Below are 12,325 nucleotides of genomic sequence, written 5' to 3' on the forward strand. Positions count from 1 at the left end.
GTAGAAATAAATCTAACAATTAAATATTTTAATCTTATATTTGTGCACTAATTAGAAATTCTTTTCGCGTAAGAAATAAATGTAAATGTTTAAAAAGACATAAATGAATTATGACAACAAATTTTTTAGAAGAGTTTGACCAAGAAAGTCAAGAGCTTCTCAAAGAAATACAATTTTTAGATTTTGATAAAGTATTTCAGAAGCAACAATTAAAAGAAAATTTATTTGAAAATGCTATAGGAAATAAATCTTTTGAAGAAAGATCAAACGAAAGGGCCTTAAAAAGTCGTTTTGGCGAGAATAGCTTGTTTTATAGAGACCAAGGAGTGCAATCAACTTTTCATACAATGGATAAACCGAATAACTCTGGATTGTGGAGGTATAAAGTAGAAAGCTCGTCAAATGCATCGACGCTCATAGATGAGTATAAAAGGTATGATGCCATTTTAGAGCAATCTGAAGGCAAGTTTGATGAAAAAGTAGATTTTATTATTTTCATTGAAAAAGACTATAATGTGAGTTTCGGCAATGTATTGCTCATAAAAATGAGCAATAAAATGATCAACGAAACTTTTTTAAATAAAGATTTTATTATTGCTTGTAGCAAACAATTGTATGAGCAAAATATTGAAGCTTTTGCTAAAGCCATTGACTTTGAAAATGCGTTTAAGCTTGAAGTTGAATATCGATTAAGTAAAAATAGCGGTATAATTAAGTCTACACCTTCAGAGATAATTTCAAGTATTTCGGATCAATTATCGCAAAAAATTAGGGGACTGAAAATTGACAGAGAAAATTGGGATCCAACATTGAGATCTGACCGATATAAAGGTGAAAGTTTTGAGAACGGTATAAACGATGCAATAAACAATCTACATCTTGTAAAATATGAAATTACAGATTATAGGAAAAAATTACAGGTTATTAATACAGTAAGCTATTCGATATTAGAAAAACCAATTTTCGCAAATACTTCAATAGTGTTCTTGCAAGCATTAGAGAGAGGCATTGAGAAAACAATTGAATTGTTAAGCAAAGCGAGGGAAAAAGGAAAGGCCAGTTTTGCTTTTTTGTGTGGAATTGTTGACGGATTGATAGAATTTATATGCGGATTGCTTGATATTGTTTTCTTGATTCTGGAACTTATTTTTAGTAATGCTTCCAAAACTGATGCAGAATTAGAACTTGATTACTTGCAACTTAGAGAAGGTCTTGAAGAATTTATAGAGGCTTATCTAAAATATCCCGATATAATTTCTAAGGAAATTGAAAAAATGATCAATGCGTATGAACAGGCAAGATTTAAGGATCCAAATTTAACGATATATGAAGTGGCGCATAACTCTGGAGAAGATTTAGTGTTTGCGATTGATGTTGTCATAAGTCTTATTGTTATTGTGAAAAGTATTGCTAAATCAGGACAATATTTGCCTAAATTTACGGAATGGATTGATGATGTAGCAAAGAGAGGAGGTAAGGGAAGAGAAAAATACAATGTATTAGTAAAATCAGGAAGGTTTGCACGAGTTACTCAAGAAGTAATGAAAGAAGAACTGGGTAAAGATTTTATCAATGCTTTGAAAAAAATGGGTAATAAGGAAGATGATATTTTAGAGTATTTCGTTAAGTATCATAATGAAAATGATTTTAGATTTCTTAACGAAATTGATCAATTGTTGGTAAAGTATTCATCTTTGAGTAAGACTGAAGCAGTAACTTTATGGGGCTATACAACAAATTATTTTTATTGGGACTTAAATAGTTGGTTAAGACAAGGAATAAATGCTCATAAGACAAAAGAAATAGCTGAAATTCTAACTCAAGCATTAGCAAAAATGCCTAAATATAATGGGATAGCTTTTAGGGCACTAGAAATCAGACCAGATGTCTTGGGGAATTTTTTAAAGTTGCATGAGTTGGGGAAAGTGGTTAAGTACGAAGATTTTGTCTCATGTGGCAGTAATACTAAAGCAGCATTTTTTAACAAACCTGATAAGAATGTTTTTTTAAGAATAGAAGTAAAAAATGCTCCAATAATCTCAGACTTTGCAGATGGAATCAAAATTAGAGGATATGATAAAGAAGAATTATTACTTTTCAGAGGTAATAATTTTGAAATTAGAAGTGTAGAAAAAATAGAGGATAATTATTTAATAACAATAATTCAAAAATAGATATGGACAATAAAGAATTTTTACAAAAGATATTAGATGACAGAAAAAAATTCTGGTCAGAGGAATATCCAAAACTAAGTCTAGAAGAAAAGAAAAGATATTGGCTAGCTAGTACCCATAAGGGAATGCGTACGCAAGGTGAAGCTTTAGCTGATGAATATTCAGAATTTTCAAAAAAATGGTTGGATTTTGCAAAAGCGAATGAGCCTAAATTTGATGAAATATTCGAGTATGTAACTCAAAACCTAGGATTTGAATTTGATTGGAAAGAGTATAACAAAAGAATTAAGAAATAATAAATTAGTTTTAAAGGCTTGGCAAAAATGCTGAGCCTTTTTTATGCGTAAATAAACTTTTTCTATCCAAACATAGTTAGAAAAATGTTAGCGATTATGTAAAAAACTAATTATGACGTATCTTTGCAAATTAATTAGACTAAATACAAATCACTATGATAAAAGTATCTGATTCTGCAAGCAAGAAAATCGTCAATATGATGGAAGAAGACGGCTTTGATGCTACCAAAGATTACGTTCGTGTTGGCGTAAAAAGCGGTGGATGTTCAGGCTTGTCTTATGAATTGAAATTTGATAAAGAACTAGGAGAAAACGATAAGGTTTTTGAAGATAATAATGTAAAGATTGCCGTTGAAAAGAAATCATTCTTGTATCTAGCAGGAACAATTCTTGAATTTTCAGGAGGATTAAACGGAAAAGGATTTGTTTTCAATAATCCAAACGCAAGTAGAACTTGTGGATGTGGGGAATCATTCTCGCTTTAAATTATTTAAAGATTTAAGAATTTAAAGATTTAAAAATTCTAAACCAACAAATATCTAATCGCCATATCAAATCTTTAAATCATTCAATTTTTAAATAAAAAAATATGACTAAATCTTTCGAAGAGTTTGAAGTTCATAAAAAAGGTGTTTTATTGACTAAACAAGTTTATCAATTATTAAAAAATCCAACTTTTGAGAAAGAGTACGATTTTAAAAGTCAGATAAAGCGAGCCGTTTTTTCGATTACAAACAATATCGCAGAAGGTTCAGAATATAATAGCAACAGGCAATTCGTAAAGTTTTTAAAAATTTCAAAAGGCAGTTGTGGAGAAGTAAGAAATATGTTGGTTTTGTCTAAAGAATTAGGTTTTAGCAATAATCAGGAAATTAATCGAGTTATGATTTGAGCATTGAGATTTCGCAGAATCTTTCAAATTTCATTAATTACTTGAAAAAAAATATTGATAATAATAAAGGATAACGATTTGAAGGAATCTTTAAATTTTTAAATCTTTTAATCTTTAAATTAGAATGTCAAAATACACAGAAGACGATTTAAAAATCGAGCTCGAAAATAAAGAATACGAATACGGATTTTATACTAATATAGAATCGGAAACGTTTCCTATTGGTTTAAATGAAGACATCGTTCGTGCGATTTCTTTGAAAAAAGAAGAACCACAATGGATGACCGACTGGAGAATCGAAGCTTTCCGTGCTTGGGAACAAATGATTGAGCCAGAATGGGCGAATGTTCATTATAAAAAACCTGATTTTCAAGCTATTGCTTACTATTCGGCACCAAAATCAGTAGATCCAAATAAAACCTTGGATGATGTTGATCCGGAACTTTTGGCGATGTACAAAAAACTAGGAATCTCTGTCGATGAACAGAAAATGATGAACAATGTCGCAATGGATATTGTGGTCGATTCAGTTTCTGTAGCCACAACTTTCAAAAAGACGTTGGCCGAAAAAGGAATTATTTTCTGTCCGATTTCCGAAGCGATAAAAGAACATCCAGAATTAGTCAAAAAATATTTAGGAACAGTAGTACCACAGAAAGATAATTTCTATGCAGCACTGAATTCAGCTGTTTTCTCTGACGGGAGTTTCTGTTATATTCCAAAAGGCGTTCGTTGTCCGATGGAACTTTCAACCTACTTCCGAATCAATCAGGCAGGAACAGGGCAATTCGAAAGAACGCTTGTGATTGCTGATGAAGGAAGTTATGTTTCGTATCTAGAAGGATGTACGGCTCCATCTCGTGATGAAAACCAATTGCATGCCGCAGTTGTAGAATTAATCGCTTTGGATGATGCCGAAATTAAATATTCAACGGTTCAAAACTGGTTTCCAGGAAATAAAGAAGGAAAAGGCGGAGTGTATAACTTTGTGACAAAGAGAGGTTTATGTGAGAAAAACGCAAAAATTTCTTGGACACAGGTAGAAACTGGTTCAGCCGTAACGTGGAAATATCCTTCTTGCGTTTTGAAAGGAGATAATTCGGTTGGCGAATTTTATTCGATTGCCGTAACCAATAATTTCCAGCAAGCGGATACGGGAACTAAGATGATTCATCTTGGAAAAAACACCAAATCAACGATTATTTCAAAAGGTATTTCTGCCGGAAAATCGCAAAACAGCTACCGTGGATTGGTGCAAATCAGTTCAAGAGCCGATAATGCGAGAAACTTTTCACAGTGTGATTCGCTTTTGATGGGAAATAATTGTGGAGCACACACTTTTCCTTACATCGAATCAAAAAATCCTTCTGCAAAAATAGAACACGAAGCTACGACAAGTAAAATTGGCGAAGACCAAGTTTTCTATTGCAACCAAAGGGGAATTCCAACTGAAAAAGCGATTGCATTAATTGTAAACGGTTTCAGTAAAGAAGTTTTGAATAAGCTTCCAATGGAATTTGCAGTTGAAGCACAAAAATTATTAGAAATTTCTCTTGAAGGTTCCGTAGGTTAATCTTTAAAGACTTTATAAAACACAAAAAGCAACAATGTTAAGTATAAAAAATTTACACGCTGGAATTGAAGATAAGGATATCTTAAAAGGAATCAATCTTGAAGTGAAAGCGGGCGAAGTTCACGCCATTATGGGACCAAACGGTTCTGGAAAAAGTACACTTTCTGCCGTAATTGCAGGAAACGAACATTATGAAGTGACAGATGGTTCTGTAGAATTGGATGGCGAAGATCTAGCCGATTTGGCTCCGGAAGAGAGAGCACACAAAGGCGTTTTCCTTTCATTCCAATATCCAGTAGAAATTCCTGGAGTTTCGGTAACGAACTTTATGAAAACAGCGATTAACGAATCTAGAAAAGCAAAAGGTCAGGAAGAAATGCCAGCCAACGAAATGCTGAAATTGATTCGTGAGAAATCTGAATTGTTGGAAATCGACCGTAAATTCTTGTCTCGTTCCTTAAACGAAGGTTTTTCGGGTGGAGAGAAAAAGAGAAACGAAATCTTCCAAATGGCGATGCTGGAACCGAAATTGGCTATCCTTGACGAAACCGATTCAGGTCTTGATATCGACGCGTTGAGAATCGTGGCAAATGGTGTGAATAAACTGAAAAGCGAAAACAACGCCATCATCGTAATCACGCATTACCAAAGACTTTTGGATTATATCGTTCCAGATTTCGTTCACGTTTTATACAACGGGAAAATCGTAAAATCAGGCGGAAAAGAATTGGCTTACGAACTGGAAGAAAAAGGTTACGACTGGATTAAAGCGGAGAATTAAAATTTGTTTAAGGTTTAAGGTTTAAGGTTGCTCTCGAGAACTTTAAACTTTTGAAACTTTAAACTTTAAACAAAAAGAAATGGAATTAAAAGAAAAACTTATATCGTCTTTTATGGCTTTTGAAGAACGTGTGGATGTCGATGCCGACTTGCACGATGTTCGTACAGAAGCATTTAAGAATTTTGAAGAAAAAGGCTTCCCGACAAAAAAAGACGAAGCTTGGAAATATACTTCGTTGAATGCCATCTTAAAAAATGATTTTAGCGTATTCCCAAAAAATGAAAATACGGTTCAATATTCGGATGTAAAAAAATATTATTTGCACGAAGTTGACACCTATAAAGTAGTTTTTGTGGATGGAGTATTCAGTTCATTCTTGTCGTCAACCACACACGATGGTTTGGATGTTTGCTTGATGTCATCGGCATTGACAAAACCTAAATACAAAATGGTAATTGATGAATATTTCAATAAAATTGCCAATAAAGACGAAAGCTTGACTTCCTTAAATACCGCTTTCGCGTATGAAGGAGCTTACATCAACATTCCGAGAAGCAAAGTGGTGGACAAGCCAATTGAGATCATCAATTTTTCTACCGGAACAGAATCGGCACTTTTGGTTCAACCTCGTAATTTGATTATCGTTGGAGAAAATGCTCACGTTCAAATCATCGAAAGGCATCAATCGTTGAACGAAAATCCAGTTTTGACGAATTCTGTTACCGAAATTTTTGCACAAAAAAGAGCGATTGTCGATTATTATAAAATCCAAAATGACAATCTCGAAGCATCGTTGATTGATAATACTTATATTGCCCAAAAAGAGCAAAGCCACGCTTCGGTACATACTTTTTCTTTCGGAGGAAACTTGACAAGAAACAACCTGAATTTTTACCACCAAGGTGAATATATCGATTCTACGTTAAAAGGAATCACGATAATTGAAGGAAAACAACACGTGGATCATTATACTTTGGTGCAACACGCCACGCCAAACTGCGAGAGCCACCAGAATTATAAAACAATTCTAGACGACAAGTCAACAGGTGTTTTCAACGGTAAGATTTACGTAGAAAAAGAAGCTCAAAAAACCAACGCTTTCCAGCAAAACAACAACATTTTGTTGAGCGACAAAGCTTCGGTAAATGCAAAACCACAATTGGAAATCTTTGCCGATGACGTAAAATGTTCCCACGGTTGCACCATCGGACAATTGGACGAACGCGCCATGTTCTACATGCAATCCCGCGGAATTCCAGCAAAAGAAGCCAAAGCATTATTGATGTATGCCTTTACAAATGAAGTCATCGAAAGCGTCAAAATTCCAGCCCTGAAAGCGAGAATCACCAAAATTATCGCCATGAAATTAGGCGTGAATATTGGATTTGATTTATAAAAATTAAAAGTTGTCGAAAGGCAACTTTTTTTATTTAAAGCCTTTTCGCATACTAAAATTCATATATTTGATAGTAGCATTATAATCAAATTAATATGGATACAACCAATAGAAACGTTCAAAAGCTTTTGGATAAGGAACTGTTGACCAAAGAACAAGAAGTGGGAATTCGGAATTACTTTTCACAAGGTATTTTTTCGCTTCGCAATGAGTTGCTTTTTCTCATGTATTTATCGGTTTTGCTCTTTACTTCCGGTGTTGGAATATTGATTTATAAAAATATTGATACCATCGGGCATTCAATTATTTTATTATTAATGCTGGTTTTAACGGCGGTTTGTTTCTTTTTTAGTTTCAAAGAATCAAAAGGATTTTCTAAAACCGATATCGATTTTGAAAATCCAGTTTACAATTACTTAGTGCTTTTGGCGGTTATTTTGAGTTGCAGTTTCATGGGCTACATTCAATTTCAATATGCCGTTTTTGGGAATTACTTCGAAATTTCAATCTATATTTCAGCTTTTATAGCATTGGCTTCGGCCTATTATTTCAATAACAAAAGTGCATTATCCATCGGGATTACAGCTTTGGTCACTTCTCTCGGAATTTCCTTAACTCCAAGAACACTCATCAATAACGATATTTATTGGAACGAAACCTTATCCTATTACGGTTTGATTTTGGGTTTACTCATCGTGCTTTGGTCGATTTATTCTAAAAATATCGGACTAAAAAAACACTTCGATTTAGTGCTGTTGACTTTCGCTTTGCATCTCATAAGCATCTGTTGTATTGCAGGTTTGATAAACGATATTTGGGTTCTTTTTCTATTCCTAATGGCTGGTTCAAGCTATTTTTTCTACCAAAAAAGCTTCGAAATTCAGGCCATTTCTATTTATATTTTCACGCTTTTATATGGCTTTATCGGCTTTAATATCTTTATAGTTAGGCTTCTTGAACATACAGATTTTGAAGATTTTTGGGAATTATTTATCATCATTCTTCCGGTATATTTCATCACATCGATAGTCTTGTTTGTAAAAGCGATTAAAAACTTCAATAAAAAAACCAATGATAGCCTACAATAAAACCCTTTTAGAAAATACTTTCTTAGTCGAAGAAGCTATCGATTTAAGGAAATCTGGCTTCATCCAAAACGAAAATCTAAATTCGATAAAACAACAATTAACCACTTTAAAAACAAGCCGAAATATATTTGTAAGAGCTGGTTTCTTCCTTTTAGGAGTCTTGCTGTATCTTTCAATAATTGGATTGCTTTTTTTAATTATTATGAATTCAAGTTCTGATTTTGAAACGATCGGATTCGTAGTTTCAATTATCGGAGTAGCAATTTTAGAACTGCTTTGCAACCAAAATTTCTTCCGACACGGATTGGATGATGCCTTTATTATTGGTGCACAATTGAGCTTTTATTCGACAATTGTTGCTGATTCCGATTCTCCAATGGGTGCTTTTATTTCAATGATTATAATCGGTTTGGCGTTTGCTATTCGATACGTAAACACCCTGTCGTTCCTGATTTTCCTATCTGGAATTGTTTTCCTAGTAAGTTTTCTTTTGATAGAAAACACAGAAATTTCGGCGATTCTGCCTTTTGTTTTAGTAACAATAGCCATCGGATTTTATTATATCCATCAAAAATTCAAAGACCATCAAAAGCTTTATTTGTATGAAGATCTCTCAGAGTGGTTTTTCATCTACACGCTTTTTCTTGGATACGTTTCAGTGAATTATTTCGTAGTCAGAACACTTTCAGAAGAATTATTATCAGCCGATTATTCCAAAACAGACATGCCTTTTGGTTGGATGTTTTATATCTTGATGTTTGTGGTTCCGCTGGCTTACATTCTTTATTCCCTAAAAACAAAAAACCGAACAATGCTCTACATCGGCGGACTCACATTCGCACTTTCCATTGCCACTTTCCGATATTATCATAGCGTTTTGCCTGCAGAATGGGCTTTGATCCTTTCCGGATTAGGAATTTTTGCCTTCGTTTATTTCGTCATCCAAAAAATAAAAACAAACGAAACCGGTATCACATTTCAACACGATCGCACCAACGATACGGCAATGCTCAACAACATCGAGGCCATAATTGTAAACTCACAAGATATAAAACACGCCGAGGAAACACAGCAATCCACAATGCCTTTTGGTGGCGGAGGATTTAGTGGTGGTGGAGCAGGAGGAAGTTTTTAAAATTTAGGAGCGAATGGCTCGGGCATTTTAGGAATCCATGTTCCCGCTTTTTTTCCAAATCTTTTTATTTTTAAAGAAAAAACAAAAAGGATTTTCCCTTAAATCGGGGCTATTTGATAGACTTTTTGGTTTCTTGGAAACTTAAATTTATTACATTTGAACAAAGGAAACATCCATGAAAAAAATATTTTATATACTATTTTTAAACATTTGTTTTAGTTATGGGCAAAGTTTTGAAAGGGACAGTATTCCAGCCATTGAAATAAAGTCTTTCAGTTCAAATTATAAAGATTTTGTAGTTGTTGACCGAATAGTTTATGCAATAACAAAAGGAGATAGTTTGGTTTCGTTCAATTTAAAAAACGATAAGATAATATATATTGAAAATAATGTTGTAGCTCTTACTGAAACTTCAAAGGACAATCTAATCCTAGCTAAAACAGATGGTTCAATTTTTAAAGATATTGGCAAAAATCAGCATAAAATTGATTTCATAGAAGGTAAAATTTTTAAAATTTTAGTAGATAAAAACGATAATCCAATTGTAATTTCAAACAAGTCAATTTACTATAGAAAACAACATTATTTGCCTCAAAAGAAATCTTCGATGTATGGAATGTTTGGAGGTCATCAAAAAGGTAAAAAGGAATTAGTTCCAGTGGATGTGTTTTTTTTAGATTCTAACGAAAGAATTTGGTTTGGTTATGATGTAGGAGAATGGGGAGGCAATATTTGTTTTTTTGATATAAAAAATAATTTTTTTTCAGAAGCTAAAAGTCTTTCCTCACACTACAATGATAAGTATGATGTTTGGCCTAAAAACAAGGCTTATCTGTTAAAAGAGTTTCCTAATAAAATCAAAATTGTTGGTAATGATACGATAGTTGCTTTTCCACATGAATTTGATTTGTCAAACATAAAAGGAATCACTGAAGACAAAAATGGAAATATCTATACCACTACAAGTTTGATGCACATGATGCTTGATGGAAATATTATTAAGTTTATAAAAGTTGAGAAAGATTACTATAAAGCATTTGAATTGCAAAAGATACTCGAACATAAAATTTTTAACGAAACTACAAACGTTGAAAACAGTTTTATAGATATAGAAGAATATTTAGGATTAATCCAATACAACCCGTTTGACGAATTTGTTTACTATTACACCAATAATGGATTTTTTAAAATTATTGAAAAAGACAATGCCGTTTCTAAAGAATTTATTTTCAGACCTTGGATTACATGGACATATGGAATGTCTCATTCTGTAGGATATCAAATGAATGTTATCAAAATGGAATTTATAAGCAAGAATGAACTAGTCTTTTTGACATCAAACAACGGCATCGGATATTTTGATGGAGAAAAAGTAAAATATTTCAAATAGTTTATTTAAAACTCCCCAAAACCCCTTTCAAAAAGCCATTAAAATCAAACTTTTCATCATCGGTCAAGCCAAAACGAACAATCACCAAATCCATTGAGGGAATGATGAATATTTTCTGACCTTGAAAACCGCTTGCATAGTAAAGATCTTTTGTGGCATCAGGATATTTTCCGCCAACATTGAGCCAAAAATGACCTCCATATCTTCCTTCAGAAGTGTTGGTTGGCGTTGCCACATATTTCGACCAACTTTCATCAAAAAGCTGTTCGCCGTTCCAGTTTCCATTTCTTAAATATAACAATCCAAATTTTGCCCAATCCCTTGTGGTTGCCCAAGCATAGGACGAACCTACATAATTTCCAGCCATATCGGTTTCGACCAACATTGAGTGCATCCCAATTTTATCAATCAACGACGAATACCAGAAATCCAGATATTCTTGATGGGTTTTAAACTGATTTCTCAAAACAGCAGACAACAAATTAGAGGTTCCAGATGAATAATTCCAGCTTTCATTTGGTGTTCCAGCCAATGGTTTTCCCAATTGCACTTTTGCCATATCTTCGGCTTCAAATAGCATTTTGGTGGCATCACAAATCTTGTCGTATTTTTCTTCCCACTCTAAACCTGAATTCATGTGAAGCAAATCATTTAAAGTGATTTTTGCACGCTCGTCGTTTTTCCATTCGGCAATTGGAGCAGGATTGTTGATGTTGATTTTGCCTTGTTTTTGAAGGATTCCAAAATAGGTTGCCGTCAGACTTTTCGTCATCGACCAGCCTAAAATTTTAGAATTTTTATCAAAACCAGTGTCGTATTTTTCGGCAACGATTTGGTCTTTATATAAAACCAAAACCGAACGGCTTCGCTTGCTTTTTTCTCCTTTTTTATCAAAAGCATCTGTCAAAGCTTTTTCTAATTTTACATAATCAATGTTTGTGAAAATTGTGTCTTTGGGTTCTAAATTTCCGTAAGGATAAGGCAAATTATTTTCAATTTTAGTTCTTTTTGGTACCAGATATGGTTTAGAAACATCAAAATCATCATTGATTAAAGTCACACCCAATCCTTCACGGTAAATGGCTTTTCGTTCCTTCAAACCATAAACGGATGAGGTGGCATATTTGTCTTCTTCGTTAATTTTGTTTTTGGCCAAATCAATCAAGTCAATGTCATTGTCGCCCAATTCTATCATTTCTTGGGAACGATTATCGATAAAATGTCCCGAAGCGATACTTTTTGCAGAGAAACCAGAAATCAAATCGAGTTTTGGATAAGTAGTAAATCCGAAGAAAATAAAGAGTAACACTAGTGCAATGCCTAAAAACTTGAAGAATTTTTTCATTTGAAGAATATATGTTGTGTTTCCGTAAATATAAAACAAACACTGATTTATACAAAGTAAAAAAACGGAAGTAATAAAGACACTAATTTTACTAATTCAAAACAATTATTTAAAAATTATTCAATCAAAAATTAGTGAAAATTTGTGCAATTCGTGTCAAAAACAAAGAAGTTCTTTCGTTGTGTTTATTAACAAGTGATTAGTAAAAAACCGCTCGGTTTTTACTACTTTTGTATTTAGATTTTTTCTAAATAA

General features: G+C 33.2%; 11 protein-coding genes. 10 read left to right on the forward strand and 1 reads right to left on the reverse strand.

Annotated elements, in window-relative coordinates; genetic code table 11:
* The first annotated feature begins 110 nt into the window (after nt 1–110).
* The 10 genes from G508_RS0102545 to G508_RS0102590 all read left to right on the forward strand — a co-directional run bounded on the left by G508_RS0102545 (nt 111) and on the right by G508_RS0102590 (nt 10,725).
* Nucleotides 111–2,174 (forward strand): hypothetical protein, encoded by a 2,064-nt coding sequence (locus G508_RS0102545; RefSeq protein WP_026703851.1) that lies wholly within the window; start codon nt 111–113, stop codon nt 2,172–2,174.
* Nucleotides 2,175–2,176: 2 nt separating this feature from the next.
* Nucleotides 2,177–2,470 carry a hypothetical protein gene (locus G508_RS0102550; RefSeq protein ID WP_026703852.1) on the forward strand — a complete coding sequence of 98 codons (294 nt, stop codon included), beginning with the start codon at nt 2,177–2,179 and terminating at the stop codon, nt 2,468–2,470.
* Nucleotides 2,471–2,625: 155 nt separating this feature from the next.
* A complete protein-coding gene (locus G508_RS0102555) occupies nt 2,626–2,955 on the forward strand; it encodes a HesB/IscA family protein (protein ID WP_026703853.1) in 330 nt (109 codons plus the stop codon).
* 104 nt (nt 2,956–3,059) lie between these two features.
* On the forward strand, nt 3,060–3,362 hold the full coding sequence (locus G508_RS18465; protein ID WP_051197405.1) for a four helix bundle protein: 303 nt from the start codon (nt 3,060–3,062) through the stop codon (nt 3,360–3,362).
* Between the two features lie 124 nt (nt 3,363–3,486).
* Nucleotides 3,487–4,935, forward strand: a complete 1,449-nt coding sequence (sufB, locus tag G508_RS0102565) for a Fe-S cluster assembly protein SufB (RefSeq protein ID WP_026703854.1) — start codon at nt 3,487–3,489, stop codon at nt 4,933–4,935.
* 34 nt (nt 4,936–4,969) lie between these two features.
* Entirely contained in the window at nt 4,970–5,716 is a 747-nt protein-coding gene (sufC, locus tag G508_RS0102570) for a Fe-S cluster assembly ATPase SufC (RefSeq protein WP_026703855.1), read from the forward strand.
* A gap of 79 nt (nt 5,717–5,795) precedes the next feature.
* On the forward strand, nt 5,796–7,112 hold the full coding sequence (gene sufD / locus G508_RS0102575) for a Fe-S cluster assembly protein SufD (protein ID WP_026703856.1): 1,317 nt from the start codon (nt 5,796–5,798) through the stop codon (nt 7,110–7,112).
* Between the two features lie 95 nt (nt 7,113–7,207).
* Nucleotides 7,208–8,200 (forward strand): DUF2157 domain-containing protein, encoded by a 993-nt coding sequence (locus tag G508_RS0102580; protein WP_026703857.1) that lies wholly within the window; start codon nt 7,208–7,210, stop codon nt 8,198–8,200.
* Complete coding sequence (locus G508_RS0102585) at nt 8,184–9,335, forward strand: hypothetical protein (protein WP_026703858.1); 1,152 nt, start codon at nt 8,184–8,186, stop codon at nt 9,333–9,335. Before G508_RS0102580 ends, G508_RS0102585 begins: the two co-directional genes overlap by 17 nt.
* Before the next feature lie 175 nt (nt 9,336–9,510).
* Complete coding sequence (locus G508_RS0102590; protein WP_026703859.1) at nt 9,511–10,725, forward strand: hypothetical protein; 1,215 nt, start codon at nt 9,511–9,513, stop codon at nt 10,723–10,725.
* A gap of 1 nt (nt 10,726) precedes the next feature.
* On the opposite strand, the gene G508_RS0102595 is transcribed toward G508_RS0102590, so the two are convergent.
* Nucleotides 10,727–12,070 (reverse strand): serine hydrolase domain-containing protein, encoded by a 1,344-nt coding sequence (locus G508_RS0102595; RefSeq protein ID WP_026703860.1) that lies wholly within the window; start codon nt 12,068–12,070, stop codon nt 10,727–10,729.
* Nucleotides 12,071–12,325 lie beyond the last annotated feature (255 nt).

Source organism: Flavobacterium soli DSM 19725, from assembly GCF_000422705.1.
In the GTDB taxonomy this organism is placed as follows: domain Bacteria; phylum Bacteroidota; class Bacteroidia; order Flavobacteriales; family Flavobacteriaceae; genus Flavobacterium; species Flavobacterium soli.